The sequence below is a fragment of the Candidatus Thioglobus sp. NP1 genome, assembly GCF_003326015.1.
GTDB lineage: Bacteria > Pseudomonadota > Gammaproteobacteria > PS1 > Pseudothioglobaceae > Pseudothioglobus > Pseudothioglobus singularis_A.
In genome coordinates, this window is record NZ_CP023860.1 from 1183761 (window position 1) to 1208358 (window position 24598).

The window sequence follows — 24598 nt, forward strand, 5'->3', positions numbered from 1 at the left end:
ATATATAATGTCAGCAAAAGACGTAAAGTTTAGCTCAGAAGCTAGAGATTTAATGATGTCAGGTGTTAACACACTTGCAAATGCAGTTAAGGTTACTCTGGGTCCAAAGGGAAGAAATGTAGTTATTGATAAATCATTTGGAGCACCATCTATTACAAAAGATGGTGTATCGGTTGCACAAGAAATTGAGCTCGAAGGCAAGTTTGAAAATATGGGTGCTCAAATGGTTAAGGAAGTAGCTTCAAAAACAAATGATATAGCTGGTGATGGAACAACTACTGCTACAGTATTAGCTCAATCTCTTATATCTGAAGGTGTTAAATCAGTTGCAGCAGGTATGAATCCGATGGATTTAAAAAGAGGCATTGATAAGGCAACAGAAGTTGTTGTTGCAGCCTTACAAAAATCATCTCAGCCTTGTAAGAATAGTGATGCAATTGCCCAAGTTGGAACAATCTCTGCAAATTCAGACACATCTGTTGGCGCAATAATTGCCGAAGCAATGGAAAAGGTTGGAAAAGAAGGTGTAATTACAGTTGAGGAAGGCTCTACCCTTGAAAATGAACTTGATGTGGTAGAAGGTATGCAGTTTGATAGAGGTTACCTTTCTCCCTATTTTATTAATAATCAGGAGTCTATGACTTCAGATTTAGAGCATCCTTTTATACTTCTCCATGATGCAAAAATTGCAAATATCCGTGACTTACTTCCAGCACTTGAAGCTGTTCAAAAAGCTGGAAAACCTTTATTAATTATTGCTGAAGATATTGAAGGTGAGGCATTAGCAACATTAGTTGTTAACAACATGCGCGGAATAGTTAAAGTTGCGGCTGTTAAAGCACCGGGTTTTGGTGATCGCCGTAAAGCTATATTGGAAGATATTGCTGTCCTTACTGGAGCTACTGTAATCTCAGAAGAAGTCGGTCTTTCATTAGAAGCAATTACTGAAGAACATCTAGGAACTGCAAAACGTATTGAAATTGGTAAAGATAATACTACTGTTATTGATGGTGCTGGTGCTAAAAAGAATATTACTGCTCGCATTGGTCAAATCAAAACACAGATTGATGCTACTAGTTCAGACTATGATAAAGAAAAACTTCAAGAGCGTTTAGCTAAGCTATCTGGTGGTGTTGCAGTAATTAAAGTTGGTGCAGCAACTGAAGTTGAAATGAAAGAGAAAAAAGACCGTGTAGATGATGCACTTCATGCGACTCGTGCAGCGGTTGAAGAAGGTGTTGTTCCTGGAGGTGGTGTTGCATTTGTTCGCGCTATTTCTTCACTAAATTCACTTAAGGGTGATAATAGTGATCAGGATGTTGGTATTAGCATTTGTAAACGTGCTCTAGAGGAGCCTTTAAGACAAATAGTTTCTAACGGTGGTGGTGAAGCGTCAGTCGTTTTAAATGAAGTCCTTAAGGGTAAAGGAAACTTTGGATACAATGCGGCAAGTGAAGAGTATGGTGATATGCTTAAGATGGGTATTTTAGATCCAACTAAAGTAACTCGCGCAGCCCTTCAACATGCAGCAAGTATTTCAGGTCTCATGATAACAACTGAAGCCATGGTTACCGATATGCCTCAAGATTCTGGACCAGCTATGCCTGATATGGGTGGTATGGGTGGTGGAATGCCTGGCATGATGTAAAACTAAGTATATTTCAAAAAAAAGCCCCATTTTTTGGGGTTTTTTTTTGGTATGATTATTGGCTATTATTTCCTACTCAAACTATGTCTAATTACGACGCCTCCTCAATTGAAGTTTTAACTGGTCTAGAGCCTGTAAAGAAACGCCCAGGCATGTATACAGATACCGAAAACCCTAATCATCTTGCTCAAGAAGTTATAGATAATAGTGTCGATGAGGCGGTATCAGGTTACGCCACTCAGATTAATGTCACTCTTCATAAAGATGGCTCAATGTCAGTTGAGGATAATGGAAGAGGTATCCCAATAGATATTCATCCAAAAGAAGGGACTCCTGCTGTTGAAGTTATTCTGACGAAACTTCATGCAGGTGGTAAATTTTCTAATGACTCCTATCAGTTTTCAGGAGGACTCCATGGTGTAGGGATATCAGTAGTCAATGCTCTGTCAAGTTCCATTGAGATTTGGATTAAAAGAGAAGCAAAGCTGTACTATATGAAGTTTGAATCAAGTATCAAAGTTGATGAACTTAAAGAAATTGGTGAGGTTGGAAAACGTAATACGGGTACCTTAATTAAATTTGTTCCTGATCCTCAATATTTTGATTCTAATAAATTTTCTATTAGTAGACTTCGACACAACCTAAGATCAAAGGCTGTTCTTTGCCCAGGTCTAGAGGTAAACTTTGAAAATGAAATAGATGAAACGGTAGATAAATGGATCTTTAAAGAAGGCATAAAAGATTACCTTCAAGCTTCTCTTGATGGACTCGAATGTATTCCAATGATACCTTTTGTTATTTCATTTAAATCAAAAGAAGAGCAACTTGATTGCGCATTAACTTGGACTGAAAATACCAGCAATATAACTGCAGAAAGTTTTGTTAATTTAATTCCTACGATTGGAGGTGGAACCCATGTTAACGGCCTTAGATCAGGTCTTACTGATGCACTTAAAGAATTCTGTGAATTTAGAAGTCTTATCCCAAAAAATATTAAATTAACTCCTGATGATGTATGGCAAAAAATTGCTTTTGTACTCTCAATCAAGATACTTGACCCACAATTTTCTGGTCAAACCAAGGAGAGACTCTCATCAAGAGAATGTGCTTCGTTTGTGTCAGGTGTAGTAAAAGACTCTTTTAGTTTATGGCTTAACCAGCATACTGATATTGCTGAAAAGATTGCTGAATTAGCAATTCTTAATGCCCAATCAAGACTTAAGACAGCAAAGAAAGTAATTCGTAAAAAAATTGTTAGTGGTCCTGCCCTTCCAGGAAAGCTATCTGACTGCACCAGTGTTGATCTAGATCAAACTGAGGTCTTTTTAGTTGAAGGAGATTCTGCTGGTGGCTCGGCAAAACAAGCAAGGGATAAAGAATATCAAGCAATCCTCCCACTTCGAGGCAAAATCCTTAACACTTGGGAAGTAGATTCATCTCAGGTTTTAGCTTCTAATGAAATACACGATATAAGTGTTGCAATTGGCTTAGAGCCAGATAATAATGATCTCTCAGGTCTCAGGTATGGAAAAATTTGTATCTTAGCAGATGCTGATTCAGATGGACTTCATATTGCTACTCTTATTTGTGCTTTATTCGTCAAACACTTCCCTAAGTTAGTTCGTTCTGGACACGTCTATGTGGCGATGCCCCCTCTCTATAGAATTGACGCTGGAAAACAAGTTTTTTATGCTTTAGATGATAAAGAGAAGGAGGCTTTTGAAGCTAAGCTTCTAAAAGAAAATAAGCGTCAAAAAATTCAAGTACAAAGATTTAAAGGATTAGGTGAAATGAATCCAAAGCAACTTAGAGAGACTACTATGCAGCCCGATACGAGAAGATTAATTCAGCTTACTCTTGATCACCCTCTTCAAGTTTCTGAAACTATGGATATGCTTCTTTCTAAAAAAAGAGCATCTGATAGAAAGTCATGGTTAGAAACTAAAGGTAATCTTGCTAATGTCTAAATTGTATTTTTAGTGAACTAATAAATATTTAAAATTTAATTATATTGGCTCTTTTTGAAGCTAAAATATAAACTTTTAACTTATAAGGATTTAACTCAAAATGAGTATTGAAGATAGAGTACGTAAAGTTGTAAGTGAGCAATTAGATGTTAGTGGTGAAATTGACAATAATGCTTCCTTTATAGATGACTTAGGGGCTGATTCGTTAGATACTGTTGAGCTAGTTATGTCTCTTGAGGAAGAGTTTGATTGTGAAATTGCTGATGAGGAAGCTGAAAATATTACTACAGTTCAACAGGCTATTGACTATATCAACGCAAATACTTAAATTCTTATAAAAATAAAAATTATGTAGGCGCTTACTTTTAAAAAAGTAAGCGCTTTTTTTTTATATAAAATATATTTCTAAATCATCATTAAAATATTACTAATAAATTATATTTTTTCGTAATTAAAAAGATCTTATATGAGTAAAAGAAGAGTAGTAATAACCGGACTGGGAATTGTTTGCCCCGTAGGAAACAATGTTAATGATTCTTGGGCCAATATTATCAATGGTGTATCTGGTATTTCACTGTTAGAAAACCTTGATACCTCAATGCAAACTGTTAAGTTTGGAGGAGCTGTAAAAGAATTTGATGTTTCTCAATATCTAACTCCTAAGGAAGCCAAAAAAATGGATATTTTTATCCATTATGGAATGGCTGCTGGCATCCAAGCATTTGAAGATAGTGGTATTGAAGTCACAGATTCTAATTCAGAGAAAATTGGAGTTGCAATTGGTGCTGGTATTGGTGGGTTAACAACTATAGAAAAAACGGCTGATCTTTTTAGAGAAAAAGGTCCAAAGAGAATATCACCATTTTTTGTACCCTCTTCTATTATCAATATGGTATCAGGCAATATGTCCATTAAATATGGCTTAAAAGGCCCAAATTTTGCCATTGTCACAGCTTGTACTACAGGAACACATAACATTGGGGATGCTTCAAGAATCATTGAATATGGAGATGCTGATGTAATGATTGCTGGTGGCACCGAAATGTCAACAACTAACTGTGGATTAGGAGGCTTTGCAGCAGCTAGAGCTCTATCAACCAGAAATAATGATCCCAAAACAGCTTCAAGACCTTGGGATATTGATAGAGATGGCTTTGTTCTAGGTGATGGTGCAGGAGTTGTAGTGCTAGAAGAATATGAACATGCAAAAAAACGTGGTGCTCATATTTATGGTGAACTTTCAGGTTATGGAATGAGCAGTGATGCCTATCATATGACACTTCCATCTCAGGGTGGAGAAGGTGCCGCAAGATGTATGAAAAACGCAATGAATAATGCAGGTATTAATTCTGGACAGCTAGATTATATCAATGCTCATGGAACCTCTACACCTGCTGGAGATATTGCCGAAACAGATGCTGCTAAATTAGCGCTTGGCTATCACTCCAAAAATATAGTTATGAGCTCTACTAAATCAATGACTGGGCACCTTCTAGGTGCTGCAGGTGGTATAGAGGCAGTATTCTCAACACTTGCAATTAGAGATCAAATAGCACCTCCAACAATAAATATTTTTAATCAGGATCCAGATTGTGATTTAGATTATGCTGCTAATGAGTCAAGAGAAATGAAGATTAATCATGTAATTTCAAATTCTTTTGGATTTGGGGGTACAAACGGTTCTATCGTTATCTCAAAGATAGACTAAGAGACCTTTAGTCATCCTCTAGTATTATTGCAGAAGCATCTACTATCTCATTATCTGAGATTAACCCTCGTCCTAATTTGTAAATTCTAAGTGCTCCATTAGTAACACTATTTAGAGCCTCTTTTTTATGAATTATTAATTGCCAACTATGATCATCTGTCTTGAACGTAAAAGCACCGCCAATAATTGCTAAGGCAAGAATTGCGCCTAATAAATACTTTATCATTTATTTTTACCATTAATCATAATTAAATCGTATTGTACCAAGTTTTTATTACTTTAATTGTATTCCAGAGGCCTTTAACAAGCCATCTATTTTTGGCCTACTTCCTCTAAATTTTATATATTGCTGCATAAAATCAAGACTACCCCCTACCTCTAAAATACACTCTCGAAATTCGTTAGCAGTTTTAGAGCCAATTCCACCATTATTCCTGACGTGTTCATAAGCATCTGCAGCTAATACCTCTGCCCATTTATAACTAAAATATCCAGCAGCATAGCCGCCACTAAAAATATGAGAAAAAGAGTTCAGAAAACGATTCTCATTTACTACTGGAATTAGAGAAGTCTTTTCCCTAACTTTATCAAGAATTTTATAAGTATTATCTAATGAGATATGCGTGTTGATGTCCCATAGTGAAAACTCGCACTGGCGAAGCATTTGAAGACCTGATTGAAAATTTTTTGAATCAGTTAGCTTTTTAAATAAATTATCAGGTAATTTCTCATGAGTTTCCCAGTGGCCTGAAATTAAATCAATCACACCCCTTTCATAACAAAAATTTTCCATGTACTGACTTGGTAGTTCAACACCATCCCATGGAACACCACTAATACCTGCTGCACATGGAAACCTTACTTTAGTCAATAAATGATGAAGTGCATGTCCAAACTCATGAAAAATTGTGACTATCTCATCAAAATCAAAAAGCGCTGGTTTTCCTTCATTTGGTGAATTTAAATTACAAACTACAAAGGCAACTGGCAATGCATCATTGTATAACCCTTGAAAATCTGACATCCAGGCTCCACCTCGTTTATTTTCTCTGGCATAAACATCAAGATAAATACGCCCTATTGGTCCATCCTTGCTTTCAATCTTAATAACTCTAACATCAGGATGGTAAGACTCCTCATTTATCTCTTCAAGATTAATTCCATAAAGACTCTCAATAGTTGAAAAAAGACCATTAAATACACTTTTTTCAGGGAAAAATGGTTTTAAATCAGAGCTCTTAAAATCAAATATTTTTTGTTTAAGTTTCTCTGAATAAAACATTAAATCCCAAGGCTTTAAAGGGTGTCCAGCAAAAGCTTCCAATTCATTTAGTTCATTTTTTGCTTGAGGCAATGATAATTTAATAAGATTCTCCAAAAAATCAATAACCATTTGTGGCGACTCTACCATCTTTGATTGGACTGAATACTCTGCATAATTTGATAAACCTAATAATTTTGCCATCTCAAAACGTAGTTCTAAGATTTCATTCATTACTGTTTGGTTGTCAAATTTCTTTGGAGTAATGCCAACATCTGAAGCTCTAGAAATATAAGCAAGGTATACCTCCTCTCTAAGACTTCTATTTTCAGCATAAGTCATAAGATCAATATAAACTGGGATTTGCAGATTTAAAACATACTTTTCACTATCTTTAATTTTTAATAACTCATCTTTCCCATAGCCCTTAAGATCATCCAAAGAAACAATTTTTTTCCAAGAATTAGTTGCTTGAAGAACATTCTTTGAAAACTGATTACTCAGAATACTTAGTTGTTCTTGAATGGCCTTATACCTTTCTGAAGCTTTACCTTCTAGTCCAACTCCAGAAAGTTCAAAACCCCTGATTGTCTCTTTAACAATATGCTTTTGCTGATTATTTAGATTTACATTATTTAGGCCTTTTATAGCCATATAAAGAGGCTTATTAGCACCAATCTCACTGTAGTAATTTGAAATAATTGGTAGGGTTTTCTCATATTGCTCATTAAATGACTCAGAAAAAATTACCGCATTAAGGTGTGAGTTGACACTCATCTCCCTTCCCAAAAAATGCTCTGATTCATCCAATATACCCATTACACTCTCCCAGTCATTACCCTTACTTGCTTGTGAAGATTTTATTAAAGCATCTTTTGTTAACTGAGAAATATTGTGAACAATATTTTCAGGTTTAAAATTTGGAGTCTGAGTATTTTTCATATTTCAATAATCCTGTCGGCCATTAATTATCACTTCATAACCAGCCTCTTCAGGCTCATCATCAATCATTTCTGGAGGGAAGCCAGCCCCTAAAACCTCTACGTTTGCCATCTCTTCAAGTCTTTTAATAATATTTGAAGAAAATTCTCGAGGTCCATATCTTTTTTCACCGTCTTTAAAAATATCCACAATCAAGGGGGCCATTTCTAAATCTAAACCTTGTCGCTTAGCAAGCTCATGAAATATCCCTATATCTTTAGAAACTAAATCCATCGTAAAGCTTATATCCCTACTCCCATTAAGAATAACTTGCGACTCGGTTTCATGTACAAATGAATTTCCTGAGGAGGCTTTAATCGCCTCATAGGTAACATTCATATCCATACCAAGAGATTTCATGGTCGTTAAAGCTTCAGCAATTGAAACTAAATTTACAGTTGCTAAATAATTCGTCATAACTTTAAGCTTTGAGGCGGTCCCAAGAACGCCTGTATGGAGAACTCGGCGTCCCATAGTCGTCAAAATTGGCAATACCATATCAAAGGCCTCTCTTGTGCACCCAGCAAAAATTGAAATATTTCCTGTATCTGCTCTATGACAACCACCAGAAACTGGACAATCAATAGCTAAAGCGCCAGCCTTTTTAACTAAAGCACCAATTCGTCTAATTTCAGCCTCATCTGTTGTGCTCATTTCTAGCCATATCTTACCTTTACTTAGTCCCTCTAGAACACCATTAGTTGATTCCATTACCTCTGAACATGCTTTAGGTGAAGGTAGACAAGTAATAATTACGTCACAATTTTCAGCCATTTCTTTAGGAGAATTTTCACTCTTTGCACCTCTCTTTACAAAATCACTAACCAAATTCTTATCTAAATCTATGACTGTAAGATCAATGCCATTTCTTAATAAACTTCCAGCAAGTTTACTTCCTGCATTACCTAAACCTATAAAACCAACTTTCATTTATAACTCCTATAGAATTAATTTAATCATCTTCACCATAATAAGGATTAGAGTCCATCGAAAGATGGAGTTTTTTTCCAGTATATGGTGAATTAGACTCTAAAACTTTAAGATTAAGCTCAATACCTAAACCAGGCTTGTTTGATGTAATAATATTGCCATTTTTACAATTTAAAGGATCCATTAAAACTTCCGAATGAAATCCATCCCAAGTTTTAATACTCTCCATAATTAGGAAGTTAGGTGAAGCTGTAGCAAGCTGAATGCTTGCAGCAGCTCCAACTGGACCATTATATAAGTGAGGAGCAATTTGACAATAAAACACTTCTGCAATACTGGCTATTTTTTTTGCTTCCAAAATACCACCAACACGCCCTAAATTCATTTGTATTATTGAGGCAGAATTATTTTTTAAGACATCAAAGAATTCATACTTAGTTGTCAACCTTTCACCTGTTGCAACTGGAATGCTAGTATTTTTAGCAACCTCAGCCATAGCACCTGACTGGCCTGGTGGAACTGGCTCCTCGAACCAAAGGGGGTCAAACTGCTCAAGTCTTTTTGCTAGGCGGATGGCAGATGCTGGACTTAACTGTCCATGAGTTCCAATAAGGATATCGCATTTATTTCCTACAGCTTCTCTAATTTTCCTGCAATAATTCTCACAATGGTCTAATCGACTCATTGATATTTGATGGCCAGAGTAGATAGAATAAGGACCTGCAGGATCAAATTTAATAGCACTAAAACCTTGCTCCATAAATTTAACAGCCGACTCGACCCCAAGTTCTGAATCTTCATAATCTAGAGTTCCATTTGCATCCTCTGGATACAAATAAGTATAAGAGCGCAACTTATGATGAACTTTCCCACCTATAAGCTCATAAATTGGCTTATCTGCAGCTTTTCCAATTACATCCCAACAAGCCATCTCAAGACCACTTAAAATACCCATCATCGTTAAATCTGGTCTTTGAGTAAACCCACTCGAAAAACACTCTCTAAAAAAACGCTCAACATGATGAGGGTCATGACCTTTTAAGTATCGTTCAAAAACGTCTATAGTTGCTTTAGTGACAATCTCAGGATGAAATAATCCAGCATAGATTTCACCAATACCAATAATTCCACATTTAGTTTCAATGCTGACAAATATCCAGTACATCCCTCCTAAATGTGGTTTAGGCGTTGCTACGATATAAGTTTTTAATTTGGCTACTTTCATTAGAAAAAAGTTTAAGTTATAACGATATTTTTATACATATTTAAAAAAAAATGCAAACAAATTTTCAACTGATTTATACATTTCAAGTAAGAGATCTTTTAGGATCAGTCAATCGCTGAGTTTTTTTCCAACTTGGATCAATCCAAACATCATTATTCATTGCCTTAAGAGGGGTTTTACCAAGCACAACATCAGCCATTTTCTCTGCTAACATTATTGTAGGGCCATTAAGATTACCATTAGGAATAGTTGGAAATATGGAAGAATCAATTACTCTTAAACTCTGGATGCCGTTAACTCGACCCTCATTATCAACAACCGTCATTGTGTCTTCTAGATCACCCATTTTGCAAGAACATGATGGGTGGTAAGCACTTTCAACATTAGCCCTAACCCAAGCATCTATCTCATCATCACTATTAATGTTATCTCCAGGATTAGCTTCCCCAGCATTGAATTCGTCAAGTGAAGGTTGATTTAATATCTCCCTTGTTAGGCGAATACAATCACGCCAGTCCTGAATATCTTGCTTGTCTTCTAAATAATTAAATAATATTGTTGGTTTCGCTTCAGCTTCCGAGGAATTAATTTTGATACTACCCCTACTATTAACTTTATTTACGCCAGCATGGACCTGATAACCATGGCCACTCATTGCAGCATTACCGTCATACCTCATAGCAGCTGGTAGAAAATGATACTGAATATTAGGCCACTCTAATCCTACACGAGACCTTATAAAACCACAAGATTCGAAGTGATTAGTTGCACCTAGCCCAGTTTTTGATAAGACCCATTGAATACCAATTAATCCTTTACTAAATAAATTTAATTTACTATTAAGGGTAATTGGCTTCTTACAATGATATTGAAAATAAACCTCTAAGTGGTCTTGAAGATTCTCTCCAACACCTGGTAAATGATGCTTCACCTCAACGCCAGCACTTTGCAAAACTTCTTTTGGGCCTATTCCTGATAATTGAAGGAGCTGAGGTGAACCAATGGAGCCAGCACAAAGTATGACTTCTTTACTAGCATTTAATTTCTGAGTTTTACCATTTACTTTGTATTCGACACCTCTTGCAACTTTGTTTTTTAAAAGCACCCTTTGGACTAGAACTCCACTTAATATCTTAAGGTTAGACCTATTCTTTGCTGGCTTAATATAAGCATTTGAGGTTGAAGAACGAACACCATTACCAACTGTCATATGCATTGGTCCAAAACCCTCTTGTTGTTTACCGTTGTAGTCACTTGTTTTAGGATAGCCAGCATCCTGTCCAGCTTCAATAAAAGCCTTATATAGCGGATTAAGCTTCATATTATTTCCATTAGAGGTAGCAACTGGTCCGTTGCCACCTCGATAATCATCCTCACCCTTATACCAAGTTTCTGAGCGCTTGAAGTAAGGCAAACAGTCTTTGTAAGACCAGCCAGCTGCGCCCTTTTCTTCCCACTGATCAAAGTCACGAGCGTGGCCACGAACATAAACCATTCCATTAATTGACGAAGACCCTCCCATTACCTTTCCTCTAGGACAATGCATCTTTCTGTTATCTAAGTATGGCTCAGGCTCTGTATGAAACTGCCATGCATACTTTTCAGTATTCATTGGGTAAGATAAGGCTGTAGGCATCTGAATCATAATATTTTTATCACTTCCTCCAGTCTCTAGAAGTACAACTTGATACTCTCCAGACTCAGATAAGCGATTAGCTAGAACGCAACCTGCTGAACCAGCTCCTACAATAATATAATCAATATCTTTATTCATATTTAATATGGACTATCAATATTATCTAAGCGCACAAAAACACTTTTAATTTGAGTATAACTCTTTAAAGTTTCAGGCCCATTTTCACGCCCTATTCCAGATTCTTTATAACCTCCAACCGGCATTTCTGCAGGAGAGTCGCCCCAACTGTTAATCCAACAAATACCGGCCTCTAGTTGATTGATAACTCGGTGAGCACGATTGATGTTTTTAGTAAATACGCCTGCAGCTAATCCAAACTTAGTGTTGTTTGCTCTTCTAATAACTTCATCTTCATTATCAAAACTTAAAACTGACATTACTGGGCCAAAAATTTCATCAATTACATGCTCAGAGTCATCTTTACAATCTGCAAAAATTGTTGGTTCAACAAAAAAACCATTCTCTGTTTCCTTGGAATTATGTCGGCTTCCACCAACGATAAGTCGTGCACCTGATTCTCTAGCTTTATCAATATATATCATGACCTTATCAAGTTGTTTAGAACTAATTAATGCGCCCATTTGTGTATCTATATTCATAGGGTCACCAAGCTTTATTTTTTTACTACGTATGGCAGCTTTTTTTAAAAATTGATCATAAATCTTTGAATGAACATAAACTCGAGTGCCATTGGTACAAACTTCTCCTTGCGTATAAAAATTAGCCAATAATGCTCCTGATACAGCATTATCTATATCAGCATCTTCAAAAATAATAAGTGGAGATTTACCACCAAGCTCTAAAGTAACCTCTTTAAGAGTTCCTGAAGCGTCTGTCATTACCTTCTTCCCAGTACTACTTTCTCCAGTAAAAGAAACCTTAGCAACCCTAGGATGTCTCGTTAATAACTGCCCAACTCGGAAATCTCCTTGCACCACGTTAAATACTCCAGGTGGCATTCCAGCCTCTGTATATATTTCTGCTAGCTTTATAACACTCAAGGGAGTCTCCTCAGAAGGCTTAAAAACCATCGAGTTACCAGCTGCTAAACAGGCTGCAGATTTCCAGCAAGCAATTTGTATAGGGTAGTTCCAAGCTCCAATTCCTACGCAAACTCCAAGGGGTTCTCTTTTTGACATATAAAAAGTATTAGAATCTAAATCCTGCTGAGTTCCTTGAAGAGCAGGAACCAGTCCAGCGTAATATTCAATTACGTCTGCACCTGAGTGAATATCTACAGAATTGGCTTCTTGAAGGGGTTTTCCAGAGTCAATAACCTCTAAAGCGGCTATCTCATTATTCCTTTCTCGGAGCAAAGCAACTGCTTTTAATAGTATCCTGCCCCTTTCTACAGCTGTCATAGAGCTCCATACTTTGAAACCTTTTTCTGCAGACTGGATAGCTTTTTCAACATCATGTTCACTTGCCTGATCAACATGGGCAATAACTTTACCATTAGCAGGATTTATGGTTTCAAATGATTCACCAGAGCTAGATTCGTAACAAGCTCCATGAATGTATAGATGTTCTTTCATATGTTTAGACAGGAATCAAATTTAAAAACTAAAAAAACTATGATACATATTCTTAGTTCTAAATATCAGGGCATAGCAATATTTTTTAACTGGCCTTTAAGAAGTTTTAATAGTATTATTTTTTGGTCATCATTAAATCGACTTATTGGCCCTGATATAACTATAGCACCTACAAATTTATTGCTATTTGATATAACCGGAACTGCTAGCGCAAAAAGTGCAGCATTATGTTCATTTATTGAGAGGTAATAACCCTTATCTCTAATTTCTTTATAAAAACCCTGGAGATCATTTTTACGTTTACCGTATGCCAAAATAATTCGCCCAGAAGCACCTCGATTAAGCTCTAATCGAGAACCCTGTTCTATGTTGTGTCTAATCTCATCTCTTGAATGAGCTCTATAAAGACAAATACGCTTATTTTCCTCTTCAACAAAGAAGGATGCTGTCTCTCCTGACATGTCCCTTATTTGGTCAACAATTGGACGGATTTGCTCTAAATGATTACTTTGCGTATAAATAGCACTTAAATATAGCGCCTGAGTACCAACAACATATTCTTTATTTTTAAGGCGAGAAACGTACCCATATTCTTCTAATGTTGAGAGAATTCTATAAGTTGTAGATAAATTGAAGTTAAGAAGTTCACAAATCTCTTTAATTGAGTATTGAGTTTTATCTAATGAAAATATCGATAAGATTTGCAAACACTTTTCTATTGCATTGTAATTTTTATCAACTGATATAGATTTCATTTAATTTCACAATATGAAAAAATAATATTATATAGTGAAACTAATTATTTGAAAAAAAAATTATTGGTATTATTAAAAATAAAGTTTAATCAGAAAAATATGATAATTTTAATTGGAGAAAATAAATGAACAGAGAAGAGCAAGTAAAAGCATTAGAAAAAGATTGGAAAAAGAATCCTAGATGGGCAAATGTTAAGAGAACTTACTCTGCAGAAGATGTTGTTCGATTAAGGGGCTCTGTTCAGCCTGAATGCACATATGCTCGAAGAGGTGCTGAAAAATTATGGGATCTGGTTAATGGATCATCTAAAAAAGGCTATGTAAACTGTATGGGAGCAATTACAGCTGGTCAAGCTATGCAGCAAGCAAAGGCTGGTATTGAGGCAATCTACTTATCAGGATGGCAAGTTGCAGCTGATGGTAATACCTCTGAAACAATGTATCCAGATCAATCCCTTTATGCTTATGACTCGGTTCCAACAATGGTTAGAAGAATTAATAATACATTTAAAAGAGCTGATGAAATACAATGGGCACAGGGTACTAACGAAGAAGATAGCAAATATATTGATTATTTTTTACCAATCGTAGCAGATGCTGAAGCTGGATTTGGTGGCGTTTTGAATTCTTTTGAATTAATGAAAAATATGATTATGAATGGGGCAGCTGGGGCTCACTTTGAAGACCAATTAGCAGCTGTAAAAAAATGTGGCCATATGGGTGGTAAGGTCTTAGTGCCTACTCAAGAGGCTATTCAAAAACTTACTTCTGCTCGTTTAGCAGCTGATGTGATGGGCGTTCCTACTCTTCTATTAGCCAGAACAGATTCTGAAGCTGCAAACTTACTTACCTCTGATGTTGATCCTTATGATGCGCCCTTTATAACTGGAAAAAGAACTGTAGAGGGCTTTTATGTAGTCAAAAATGGACTTGAGCAATCTATATCTCGAGGTCTTGCATATGCTCCATATGCCGACTTAGTATGGTGTGAAACTGGTAAACCTGATCTTGGTTTTGCCAAAGAATTTGCAGATGCTGTTCTTGCTGAGAATCCAAACCAACTTCTAGCCTATAACTGCTCACCATCATTTAACTGGAAAAAACATCTAAATGAAACTGAAATTGCCTCATTCCAAGAGAAAATCTCTGAAATGGGTTATAAGTATCAATTCATCACTTTAGCTGGTATCCATAATATGTGGTATAACATGTTTGACCTTGCTTATGAATATGCGCAAGGTGAGGGTATGAAGCATTATGTTAATAAAGTCCAAGAACCTGAATTTGATGCTGCTAAAAAAGGGTACACTTTTGCCTCGCATCAACAAGAAGTTGGGGCTGGGTACTTTGATGATGTTACAACTGTAATTCAAGGAGGCGAATCTTCAGTAACTGCCTTAAAAGGATCTACTGAGGAAGAGCAGTTTAATTAGAAAGTAAACTGCTAAAAAATATATAACTAGCCTTTTAAGGCTGGTTTTCTTAGTTAATTTATTCTTATGGCAAATAACACATCTCAAAAAACCTCATCTATGATTGCCAAGAAAATTCTTAGTGGTTTCGAGCAGCACTATCAAAATATTAAAAGTGCCTCAATTGAAGCAAAAAGATGCTTCGAAGAAAAAGAATGGATGAAGATAGAGAGTGACTCAAAGTTAAGACTCAATTTCTATGATGAACAGGTAGATGTTTTTTGTAAAAACCTTTCTTCTGAGCTAAAAAAGAAAACTCTTTATGGTGCAAAGGATGAATATAACGAACCAACCCATATAGAAAAATTTGATTCAGAATTCTGGAAGAAAACGAAACTTATGTATATTGAGCTTATTACTGACCATAGGCAGCCAGAGCTTGCGGAAACTTTTTATAATTCAGTTTTTTGTAGGATTTTTTCAAGAAGCTTCTATAACAATCAATTTATTTTTACGAAACCATGTGTCTCACTCAATTATATTGATATGGACGAACCTGTAATTGACAGCTACTTTGTAGAAGATAAGCAACTTAAAAACGCTTTCAAAAGCATTCTTCATAGCTATAGCTTTAATTGTCAACTTGGCAATCTTGATGAGGATATTAAGCGACTTGAAGAACAGTTATTTATGCAAATACCTAGATTAAGTTCTGAGGTCTTTGAAATTCAAGTAATTAGTACTCCTTTTATAAGGGGTAAATGTGCCTACATTGCTGGAAAAATCGTTTCACAACTTCACTCAGACACGCCCATCTTAATTGCTTTATTAAATGATGATAAAAAAGGCCTTTATGTTGATAGCCTTTTAACTGATCGAGGTAGTATATCAATTGTCTTTAGTTTTTCAAGATCTTACTTCTTTATCACTACTGACTATCCGTCAGCTATCGTTGAGTTTCTAAAAGAACTTCTTCCAGGAAAAACTAGAGCTGTTCTATATAGCGCTATAGGACTTCACAAACAAGGAAAAACCCTTCTCTATAGACATTTCTTAAAGTACTCAAAAGTTACTAGTGAAAAACTAATCATTGCACCAGGCATCAAAGGCATGGTCATGTCGGTTTTTACATTCCCAATGTACCCTTATGTTTTTAAAATTATTAATGATAAATTTGCCCCACCTAAAATGGGTACAAAAGAGATGGTCAAGGACCGATACTACTTTGTTAAAAATCATGTAAGGGTTGGCAGACTGGCTGATACTTGGGAATTTTCAAATGTTGCCTTTCCTATTAAAGACATTGATGATGCCCTCTTAACCGAATTAAAGAAAAAGGCTGAATCAAATATAGAGATTGAGGGTGACCTTCTGATTATTAAACACATGTACATAGAAAATAAAATGACACCTCTTAACATGTACCTTGAGACAGCTAATAAAGAACAACAAGCTCATATTATTCAAGACTATGGAAAAGCAATTGATGAACTAATTAATTCAAATATATTTCCGGGTGATATGCTGACTAAAAACTTTGGGGTAACTCGTCAAAATAGAGTGGTTTTTTATGATTATGATGAGATAACATTAATGAGTACTCCAGTATTTAAAAAAATTCCTAAATCAAGATCTTATGAAGAAGAAATGGCTTCTGAGCCTTGGTATTATGTTGGCCAAAATGATGTTTTTCCAGAAGAGTTCAAATACTTTATGCTGCCAAATAAATTTATGAAAAAAACCTTTAATAACCAATATAAGAAGCTTCTTGATGCAGATTATTGGATCTCTATTCAAGAAAAAATTCAGGAAAATGGCGTTATGGATTACTACCCATATGGCTCAGAGAAGCGTATGTGTGAAATTTATGGTGAAACCAATGACTAGATCAACTAGTGATATATCAGATAGGCTTTATCCAGAGGTTCAGTATTTGGATTCCATGTTTAAAAGCTATGGCTCAAAAATTAGCTTTTCAGGTCGAATTGTTACCATTGAATGCTTTGAAGATAACTCTCTTGTTGAAGAGGCTCTTAAAACCAGTGGAAATGGCTCAGTACTAGTTATAGATGCAGGTGGTTCAATGAATTGTGCAATATTAGGTGATAAGAGGATAGCTGATGCAATTCAAAATGAGTGGCAAGGAATTATTGTTAATGGAGCTATTAGAGATTCAGCAATAATAAATAAAATGTCAATAGGAATTAGAGCTCTTGGAACCTTCCCACGTAAAAGCATCAAAAAAGGTGTTGGGAAAAATAATGTAATTGTTAGTTTTTCAAATGTAAAATTTATACCAAATCAATATTTATACGCCGACGAAGACGGTGTAATTATTACTAAAACTAAGGTAGATTTATGAGTAAAGGTAAACATAATTTTTCTAATATATGTGTTGAAAGCTCCCTATTTGATTTCATTGATAAAGAGGCTTGTAATGGTCTAGATATTAAAGCAATAGAATTTTTTAAGTCACTATCAGATGTTATAAATGAACTACAAAAAGATAATATTGATTTACTAAAAAAGCGAGATGATTTTCAATCTCAGATTGATAAATGGCATATTGAAAATAAACGCATTAACCCTGCTGCTTACAAAGCCTTTCTAACTGACATTGGATACATTACTTCAAAGCCTGAAAAATTTTCAATCAAGGTTGATGATGTTGATCCTGAAATTTCTCAAATTGCTGGACCCCAATTAGTTGTTCCAATAACGAATCAAAGGTTTGTTCTTAATGCTGTAAATGCTAGATGGGGAAGCCTATTTGACTCATTATATGGTACAAATGTAATCCCAAATAAAGGTAGTATGAGCACCTCGTTTGCCCATAACCTTCACAGAGTAAATAAAACAGCAGAACTTGCATGTGACTTTCTTGATGAGATAGCCCCTCTAAAGAGTGCGTCTTATAGACAGATAACATCACAAGTTAAATACACTGGAGCTCTAATTTTTAATTTAAATGATGGGGAGGTAACTTCACTAATTAATCCTGAACAATATAGAGGATTAGGTGAAGATGGAAGTATCTTACTCAAGAATAATAATCTTCATATTGAAATAGTTTGTGATCAGGAAAAAAGCCTACATAAAAGTGGAATTTTTGATGTTATATTAGAGTCTGCAATTACCACGATTGTTGATTTTGAGGACTCAGCATCTACAGTTTCTGATGATGAAAAGATTCATGCCTACAGAAATTATCTTGGTTTAATGAAGGGAGACTTAAATACTGAATTTATCAAGGGTGGTGAAACCTTAACTCGATCTTTGAATCCAGATAAAAGATACAAAGACTCTAGTGGCAAAATATTTTGCCTCTCAGGAACAAGTCTTACTTTAGTTCGTAATGTGGGTATTCATATGTTTAGCCAACTTGTAACTAATAAAGATGGTACTTCGGTTCCCGAAGGTATTCTGGATGCAATGATTACTTCTTTAATTGCACTTCATGATTTAAAGATTAAGGGTAATTCAAAGAAAGGCAGTTTTTATATTGTAAAGCCAAAACTTCATGGACCTGAAGAGGTAAGATTTACTATGAAATTATTTTCCCTTGTAGAGAAGGCTCTCTCATTAAAGGAAAATACTTTAAAAATTGGTGTAATGGATGAAGAGAGGAGAACCTCTATAAACTTAATGTCATGCATTCATGAAGCAAAAAATCGTATTATTTTTATCAACACTGGATTCTTAGACCGAACTGGGGATGAAATTCACACCTCAATGATGGCTGGTGCAATGAGATGTAAAAATCTCATAAAAGAGGAGGCATGGTATTCAGCCTATGAACCTAATAATGTTAATACTGGGCTTAATTGTGGTCTATTTAAAAAAGCACAAATAGGTAAAGGAATGTGGGCTCAACCTGATCAAATGCGTGAGATGCTTGATTCTAAAATGGTTCACCTAGAGGCAGGTGCAAATTGCTCCTGGGTTCCTTCACCAACTGCTGCAACACTTCATGCGACTCATTATCATCGTTTTGATGTTTTTAAATGTCAAAAGGAGTTTCTTTTAAAGCCACAAGAGGTTAATCAAGACGATCTCCTTGTCATACCTTTTCTAAAGCTTCCAGAACAAATGTCAGAAGATAAAATTATTCATGAGATTAATAATAATGCTCAAAGTATTTTAGGTTACGTTGTAAAGTGGATTAATAATGGAATTGGTTGCTCTAAAGTTCAAGATATAAATCATATTGGCCTTATGGAAGATAGGGCTACACTCAGAATTTCCTCACAACATATGGCCAACTGGCTTCATCATAAAATATGCTCAAAAGAACAGGTTAATAAAGCTTTTCAAGACATGGCTTTAGTTGTGGATGATCAAAATAAGCATGATAGAAATTACATTCCTCTTGCACCCAAATATGATAGCTTTGCCTATCAAGCATCCCTTGCTTTAGCATTTGAAGGAATGACTCAACCTAATGGCTATACAGAAGAAATTTTAATAAAATACAGACGGAAGTTTCTAGAATCTTAGCCTCTAAAAGAACCATCTGAAAGGAGATAGTCTAATTCCTCCATAGTACTCATTCGTCCTAAGATTTCATTCCTATGAGGGAATCGACCAAACTTTTTAACAATATTGCGGTGGTGAACAGAAAAATCTAAATTAAAGTTATATTTTTCAAAAAGATAGACTTGTAGATTTTGATGGTCTAAATTTTCACTATGCATAAGTGGCATAAAAAGAAAGAGTTGCTCAACCTCATTACTAAGCTCTTCATCAAATCCATTATTGATAGCATTCAATGCCACCTCAATACCCATACTTTCTGTTTTAAAGGCTTTAGCATAGCCTCTAAACATATTTAAGGGAAACTGATCAAAAATGATTATAAGCGCTAATGAACCCTCTGCACTATCTTGCCAATCATTTAGCTCACCAGAAGCCGCTCTGTCCCAAATATCTTCATATTTTTCCCTGATTTCATTATCTATTTCTAGGGTCGAAGCAAACCAATATTGCTTGCTTTTTTCAGAAAACCAATATTCAAGAATATCGTCAGGTGTTATAGACTTATTATTCATAAAGTATTATAAAAAAATTCTTCAGAACAGAATAATACCACTCTGAAGAATTTAACTTTTCTTATCTATGCTTTGAAGCATTTACATCATAATCTTTATACTTATCTAAATGACGAACTGGCTTACTCAAGGCATCCTTTCTAAATGGATCACCCAGTTCTCGAGTACACATTATTTCAATAACTGTTGTTTTTCTCTCATTCATTTGCATGTCAATAGCTTTTTTCAAGGCAGGCCCAACATCTTCTAATTTATCGACACGAATTCCTTCAGCACCCATCGACTCTGCAATATTAACAAAGTGCTGGTCAGTAAGCTCAGCCGCAACAAAGCGTCTGTCATAAAAATCCACTTGGTTTTTCTTTTCAGCACCCCAATGGCGATTATGAAATACAACTGCTGTAACAGGAATATCATGGCGAACACATGTCATCGTTTCCACCATACTCATTGCCCAAGCACCATCACCAGCATAAGAAACTGCAGGTCTATGTTGTGCAGCAGCTTTAGCACCAATAATTGTAGGGAATGCGTAGCCACAATTTCCAAAACTCATTGCAGCAAAGAAGCTTCGAGGCTTTTCAAAACGAAGATAACTATTAGCAACTGAATTAATATTACCAATGTCAGTGGAAACCATTACATCTTCCGGCATTGCTTTTTCAAGCTCACGCAGAACCTGCCTAGGATGAAGCCACCCTTCTTCTTTATCCGCAAGCATATCCATACTATATGAATCAGTTTCATGAATCCATTCATCAAGCTCTAACTCCCAAACAGCTTTTTCATCAGCAATAGTAGTTGCTCTGTCTGCTTTAGATGAATCACAGTTTAAGGTTGTAGATGCTAATTTTTCACATAGTACCTCTGCTACCGCTTTTGCATCTCCACAAATACCAACATTTATTGGTTTAACAAGACCAAGCATCTTATGATCTGCATCGATTTGAATAATTTGAGCATCTTTTGGCCAGTAGTCCATGCCATGTTGCGGTAATGTACCAAAAGGACCTAAACGAGTTCCAAGAGCAATTACAACATCTGCTTTAGATATTAATTTCATTGCAGCCTTTGATCCTTGGTAGCCTAAAGGACCACACCATAGATCATGACTTGCAGGAAAGGAATCGTTATGAAGGTAACTATTAACAACTGGAGCACCAAGACGCTCAGCTAATGCTGCGCACTCTTGCACACCATCAGCCATAACAACTCCACCCCCAGAAACAATTACTGGAAATTTGGCTTTAGCAATTAAAGCAACTGCTTCATTTAATGTATCCTCACCACCTGAACCGCGATCAATGCGTCGGGGAGTAGGAATAGTGAATTCACCATCCGCATAAAAATAATCTCTTGGAATATTAAGTTGAGTAGGGGCCATTTCACTCATTGCTCTATCAAAGCATCGACCTGTAAATTCTGCCATCCTCATTGGGTTGACAACATGTCCTTGATATTTTGTAAATTCTTGAAACATTGGTAGTTGATTAGCTTCTTGAAAACCACCTAATCCCATACCCATTGTGCCTGCTTCTGGTGTGACAATAACTACTGGACTATGAGCCCAATATGCAGCTGCAATAGCAGTTACGCAGTTAGATATACCAGGTCCATTTTGACCAATTACGACACCATGTCGACCGCTTACTCTTGAGTAGCCATCTGCCATATGTGCAGCACCTTGTTCATGGACTACAGGTATAAACCTTATACCAGCAGGTTCAAAGATATCCATTGCATCCATAAATGCAGAACCCATGATACCAAAGATATCTGTTACATCATTAGCAGCCATTGTTTCAACAAAAGCCTCACTCGAAGTCATTTTTGCCATTTTTTCTACTCTCCTATTTAATATTATTTATTAAGCATATCTAAAGCGGGAACATAATCATAGCCTAAGTCTTGAGCTACTTCTTGGCATGTTACTTTGCCACTATGTACATTTAATCCAGCTCTTAGATGCTCGTCATCCAATAAGGCTTGCTTAACTCCTTTATTTGCAATACTTAGACCAAACGGTAAAGTAACATTATTTAGAGCGTAAGTTGATGTTTTTGGAACGCCTCCAGGCATATTAGCAACGCAATAATGAACTACATCATCAACGACATAAGTTGGTTCAGCATGAGTTGTAGCTTTAGACGTTTCAAAGCACCCACCCTGATCGATTGCAACATCAACAATAACTGAACCTGGCTTCATAGCTTTTATCATCTCTATTGAAACTAGTTTTGGTGCCTCTGCTCCTGGAATCAATACTCCACCAATAACCAAATCAGCTTGTAATACATACTCCTCAACTGAACTTTTGGTTGAGAATACAGTATTTGTACTACGACCAAATTGTTGCCAATGTTGCTCAAGGGTATCAGGATTATTATCTAGGACCCACACATCTGCTCCCATACCAACTGCCATATGTGCAGCATGAGCACCAACAACACCTCCACCCAAAATAACTACATTTAATGGATCAACTCCTGGAACACCTCCAAGAAGCGCTCCCATTCCACCATTTGGTTGTTCTAAAAAATGCGCACCTGCTTGAACAGCCATTCTTCCAGCAACTTTTGACATTGGTGCTAATAAAGGCAGTCCACCCCTTGGAGATGTAACCGTCTCATAAGCAATACAAATCGCACCACTTTCTACCAGTCCTTTTGTTTGTTCAGGATCTGGAGCAAGATGAAGATATGTGTAAAGAATTTGACCCTCTCTTAACATTGCAATTTCTTCAGCCTGAGGTTCCTTTACTTTAACAATCATTTCAGAGTTATCGAAAACCTCTTTTGCTGTTGTCATTATCTCAGCACCACTATTTGAATACTCATCGTCACTTGCACCAATTCCAATACCTGCATTGGTTTGAACTAGGACCTTATGACCGTGACTTACAAACTCCTTTACACTTCTTGGTGTAAGGCCAACTCTATATTCATGGTTTTTAATTTCTTTTGGAACTCCAATTATCATTTTATTTTTTCCTTTATTAATTTTTCAAATTTATAGTTTAGCTTTTTTGACTATTTTGATAGTTAGTAATACCTGTCCTTAACTTATCAATGATTTCATCAATATGTTTTTCTTCACAGATAAATTGAGGGGCAATAATTAAACAGTCTCCTGTAGCCTTAAAGTTGACGCCAGCCTCATAGCATGCTTTAAAGCATTCAAGTCCAGCTTTTCCAGGTTTAGTATTTAATTTCATGTCTATACCACCCATCATCCCATAACCTCTAATATTCTCTACTGACTCCAAATCTTGCAGTGAAAATAGGCCTTTTTGGAAATAAGGGGATAAATTTTTTGCTCTATTAAAAATATCATCTTTTTCAAAAATATCTTGAACAGCAAGAGCAGCAGCAACCGCCACTGGTGCAGCAGAATAGGTGTAACCATGAAATAATTCAACAGCTCCCTCTGCTGATGCATCCATTACCGCGTCATAGATTGAATCACTGCATGCAACCACACCCATTGGAACAACGCCATTAGTAGTGGCTTTTGCCATAGTCATAATATCTGGAGTAACCCCAAATTCATCTGCAGCAAATTTAGATCCTGTTCTTCCCCAGCCCGTAATGACTTCATCAAAAATTAGAAGAATTCCGTGTTCATCACAAATCGCCCTTAATTTTTCCAAATAACCTTTTGGTGGAACCAAGGTGCCAGTTGATCCTGCAATAGGCTCAACAATACAAGCAGCGATATTTTCCCCACCAAAATTTGCGCATATAGCCTCTAAATCATTAGCTAAATAATCTCCAGTTTCTGGCTGTCCACTAATAAACTTATGCTCAGGAAGATGAGTGTGGCTAATATGTTGGACTCCAGGCATAAGAATACTTGCAAATGTTTTAACGTTATTAACCATACCACCAACTGAAATACAACCAATATTCATTCCGTGATAGCTTCTTTCTCTACCAACAAATCTGAATCTCTCAGCATTACCTTTTGCTCGGTGATAAGCAATAGCAATTTTAATTGCTGTCTCTACAGCTGTAGAACCACAAATCGTAAAAAACATTTTGTTTAAGTTACCAGGCGTATGCTTCGAAATTTTAGTCGCTAAGTCAAATGATCCACTCCAACCTTGCTGAAAAGGCTGAGCGTAATCTAAAGTTTCTAATTGTTTTGTTACAGCCTCGGTAATTTCTCTTCTACCATGTCCAAGAGGATTACAAAAAAGACCAGAACTAGCGTCAATTTGGGTTTTTCCATGATGAGTTTTCAAATACATCCCCTTTGCCTCTGAAATTAACCTAGGGTTAGCTTTGAAATCTCTATTAGATGTAAATGGCATCCAATGTTCATTGAATGAATTAGGGATTAATGATGTATTACCTGATTTCATTTTTTACTCCTATATATAGTTAGATACAGCCAATTTTTTTATAAATTGCCAGCAATTCACAAGAATGAA

The 24598-nt window shown here is 36.0% G+C and carries 19 protein-coding genes; 8 read left to right on the forward strand and 11 right to left on the reverse strand.

The window, feature by feature from the left end; genetic code table 11:
* Positions 1-7: 7 nt before the first annotated feature.
* The 4 genes from groL (at position 8) to fabF (ending at position 5323) form a co-directional block, all read left to right on the forward strand.
* Positions 8-1648, forward strand: a complete 1641-nt coding sequence (gene groL / locus CRN91_RS06135) for a chaperonin GroEL (RefSeq protein ID WP_114115556.1) — start codon at positions 8-10, stop codon at positions 1646-1648.
* Positions 1649-1731: 83 nt separating this feature from the next.
* Positions 1732-3615 (forward strand): DNA topoisomerase IV subunit B, encoded by a 1884-nt coding sequence (gene parE, locus CRN91_RS06140; protein ID WP_114115557.1) that lies wholly within the window; start codon positions 1732-1734, stop codon positions 3613-3615.
* A gap of 100 nt (positions 3616-3715) precedes the next feature.
* Positions 3716-3943: an acyl carrier protein gene (gene acpP / locus CRN91_RS06145; protein WP_114115558.1), complete on the forward strand. Its 228-nt coding sequence runs from the start codon at positions 3716-3718 to the stop codon at positions 3941-3943.
* A 138-nt stretch (positions 3944-4081) separates the two neighbouring features.
* Entirely contained in the window at positions 4082-5323 is a 1242-nt protein-coding gene (gene fabF / locus CRN91_RS06150) for a beta-ketoacyl-ACP synthase II (protein WP_114115559.1), read from the forward strand.
* A gap of 7 nt (positions 5324-5330) precedes the next feature.
* On the opposite strand, the gene CRN91_RS06155 is transcribed toward fabF, so the two are convergent.
* The 7 genes from CRN91_RS06155 to CRN91_RS06185 form a co-directional block, all read right to left on the reverse strand.
* A complete protein-coding gene (locus CRN91_RS06155; RefSeq protein ID WP_114115560.1) occupies positions 5331-5549 on the reverse strand; it encodes a hypothetical protein in 219 nt (72 codons plus the stop codon).
* Positions 5550-5597: 48 nt separating this feature from the next.
* A complete protein-coding gene (locus CRN91_RS06160; RefSeq protein WP_114115561.1) occupies positions 5598-7526 on the reverse strand; it encodes a M3 family metallopeptidase in 1929 nt (642 codons plus the stop codon).
* A 3-nt stretch (positions 7527-7529) separates the two neighbouring features.
* Positions 7530-8495: an NAD(P)-dependent oxidoreductase gene (locus CRN91_RS06165; protein WP_114115562.1), complete on the reverse strand. Its 966-nt coding sequence runs from the start codon at positions 8493-8495 to the stop codon at positions 7530-7532.
* Positions 8496-8517: 22 nt separating this feature from the next.
* Positions 8518-9720, reverse strand: a complete 1203-nt coding sequence (locus CRN91_RS06170; protein WP_114115563.1) for a mandelate racemase/muconate lactonizing enzyme family protein — start codon at positions 9718-9720, stop codon at positions 8518-8520.
* A gap of 82 nt (positions 9721-9802) precedes the next feature.
* Positions 9803-11494, reverse strand: coding sequence for a choline dehydrogenase (gene betA, locus CRN91_RS06175; protein WP_114115564.1), 1692 nt, complete (start codon positions 11492-11494; stop codon positions 9803-9805).
* A 2-nt stretch (positions 11495-11496) separates the two neighbouring features.
* Positions 11497-12951 (reverse strand): betaine-aldehyde dehydrogenase, encoded by a 1455-nt coding sequence (gene betB, locus CRN91_RS06180; RefSeq protein WP_114115565.1) that lies wholly within the window; start codon positions 12949-12951, stop codon positions 11497-11499.
* 65 nt (positions 12952-13016) lie between these two features.
* Positions 13017-13706, reverse strand: coding sequence for an IclR family transcriptional regulator (locus CRN91_RS06185; RefSeq protein WP_114115566.1), 690 nt, complete (start codon positions 13704-13706; stop codon positions 13017-13019).
* A 125-nt stretch (positions 13707-13831) separates the two neighbouring features.
* Between CRN91_RS06185 and aceA the strand changes: the two genes are divergently transcribed.
* From aceA to CRN91_RS06205, 4 genes are all read left to right on the forward strand, one after another.
* Entirely contained in the window at positions 13832-15139 is a 1308-nt protein-coding gene (gene aceA / locus CRN91_RS06190) for an isocitrate lyase (RefSeq protein ID WP_114115567.1), read from the forward strand.
* A 66-nt stretch (positions 15140-15205) separates the two neighbouring features.
* On the forward strand, positions 15206-17005 hold the full coding sequence (gene aceK / locus CRN91_RS06195; RefSeq protein ID WP_114115568.1) for a bifunctional isocitrate dehydrogenase kinase/phosphatase: 1800 nt from the start codon (positions 15206-15208) through the stop codon (positions 17003-17005).
* Positions 16998-17480, forward strand: coding sequence for a ribonuclease E activity regulator RraA (rraA, locus tag CRN91_RS06200; protein ID WP_114115569.1), 483 nt, complete (start codon positions 16998-17000; stop codon positions 17478-17480). The genes aceK and rraA overlap by 8 nt, the downstream gene beginning before the upstream one ends.
* Positions 17477-19615, forward strand: a complete 2139-nt coding sequence (locus CRN91_RS06205; RefSeq protein ID WP_114115570.1) for a malate synthase G — start codon at positions 17477-17479, stop codon at positions 19613-19615. Before rraA ends, CRN91_RS06205 begins: the two co-directional genes overlap by 4 nt.
* On the opposite strand, the gene CRN91_RS06210 is transcribed toward CRN91_RS06205, so the two are convergent.
* The 4 genes from CRN91_RS06210 to CRN91_RS06225 all read right to left on the reverse strand — a co-directional run bounded on the left by CRN91_RS06210 (position 19612) and on the right by CRN91_RS06225 (position 24529).
* On the reverse strand, positions 19612-20166 hold the full coding sequence (locus tag CRN91_RS06210; protein ID WP_114115571.1) for a DUF924 family protein: 555 nt from the start codon (positions 20164-20166) through the stop codon (positions 19612-19614). The genes CRN91_RS06205 and CRN91_RS06210 overlap by 4 nt on opposite strands.
* 61 nt (positions 20167-20227) lie before the next feature.
* Positions 20228-22003: a sulfoacetaldehyde acetyltransferase gene (gene xsc, locus CRN91_RS06215; protein ID WP_114115572.1), complete on the reverse strand. Its 1776-nt coding sequence runs from the start codon at positions 22001-22003 to the stop codon at positions 20228-20230.
* Positions 22004-22026: 23 nt separating this feature from the next.
* Positions 22027-23145 carry an alanine dehydrogenase gene (gene ald / locus CRN91_RS06220; protein WP_114115573.1) on the reverse strand — a complete coding sequence of 373 codons (1119 nt, stop codon included), beginning with the start codon at positions 23143-23145 and terminating at the stop codon, positions 22027-22029.
* A 37-nt stretch (positions 23146-23182) separates the two neighbouring features.
* Positions 23183-24529 carry an omega-aminotransferase AptA gene (locus CRN91_RS06225; RefSeq protein WP_114115574.1) on the reverse strand — a complete coding sequence of 449 codons (1347 nt, stop codon included), beginning with the start codon at positions 24527-24529 and terminating at the stop codon, positions 23183-23185.
* Positions 24530-24598: the final 69 nt, after the last annotated feature.

Excerpts from the sequence above, each read along its gene's own strand:
- CRN91_RS06205 (WP_114115570.1), top strand. The coding sequence starts at position 17,477 with ATGAGTAAAGGTAAACATAATTTTTCTAATATATGTGTTGAAAGCTCC.
- CRN91_RS06160 (WP_114115561.1), bottom strand. The coding sequence starts at position 7,526 with ATGAAAAATACTCAGACTCCAAATTTTAAACCTGAAAATATTGTTCAC.
- CRN91_RS06155 (WP_114115560.1), bottom strand. The coding sequence starts at position 5,549 with ATGATAAAGTATTTATTAGGCGCAATTCTTGCCTTAGCAATTATTGGC.
- aceA (WP_114115567.1), top strand. The coding sequence starts at position 13,832 with ATGAACAGAGAAGAGCAAGTAAAAGCATTAGAAAAAGATTGGAAAAAG.
- CRN91_RS06210 (WP_114115571.1), bottom strand. The coding sequence starts at position 20,166 with ATGAATAATAAGTCTATAACACCTGACGATATTCTTGAATATTGGTTT.
- groL (WP_114115556.1), top strand. The coding sequence starts at position 8 with ATGTCAGCAAAAGACGTAAAGTTTAGCTCAGAAGCTAGAGATTTAATG.
- CRN91_RS06165 (WP_114115562.1), bottom strand. The coding sequence starts at position 8,495 with ATGAAAGTTGGTTTTATAGGTTTAGGTAATGCAGGAAGTAAACTTGCT.
- ald (WP_114115573.1), bottom strand. The coding sequence starts at position 23,145 with ATGATAATTGGAGTTCCAAAAGAAATTAAAAACCATGAATATAGAGTT.
- betB (WP_114115565.1), bottom strand. The coding sequence starts at position 12,951 with ATGAAAGAACATCTATACATTCATGGAGCTTGTTACGAATCTAGCTCT.
- aceK (WP_114115568.1), top strand. The coding sequence starts at position 15,206 with ATGGCAAATAACACATCTCAAAAAACCTCATCTATGATTGCCAAGAAA.
- betA (WP_114115564.1), bottom strand. The coding sequence starts at position 11,494 with ATGAATAAAGATATTGATTATATTATTGTAGGAGCTGGTTCAGCAGGT.
- acpP (WP_114115558.1), top strand. The coding sequence starts at position 3,716 with ATGAGTATTGAAGATAGAGTACGTAAAGTTGTAAGTGAGCAATTAGAT.
- CRN91_RS06225 (WP_114115574.1), bottom strand. The coding sequence starts at position 24,529 with ATGAAATCAGGTAATACATCATTAATCCCTAATTCATTCAATGAACAT.
- CRN91_RS06170 (WP_114115563.1), bottom strand. The coding sequence starts at position 9,720 with ATGAAAGTAGCCAAATTAAAAACTTATATCGTAGCAACGCCTAAACCA.
- rraA (WP_114115569.1), top strand. The coding sequence starts at position 16,998 with ATGACTAGATCAACTAGTGATATATCAGATAGGCTTTATCCAGAGGTT.
- parE (WP_114115557.1), top strand. The coding sequence starts at position 1,732 with ATGTCTAATTACGACGCCTCCTCAATTGAAGTTTTAACTGGTCTAGAG.
- fabF (WP_114115559.1), top strand. The coding sequence starts at position 4,082 with ATGAGTAAAAGAAGAGTAGTAATAACCGGACTGGGAATTGTTTGCCCC.
- CRN91_RS06185 (WP_114115566.1), bottom strand. The coding sequence starts at position 13,706 with ATGAAATCTATATCAGTTGATAAAAATTACAATGCAATAGAAAAGTGT.
- xsc (WP_114115572.1), bottom strand. The coding sequence starts at position 22,003 with ATGGCAAAAATGACTTCGAGTGAGGCTTTTGTTGAAACAATGGCTGCT.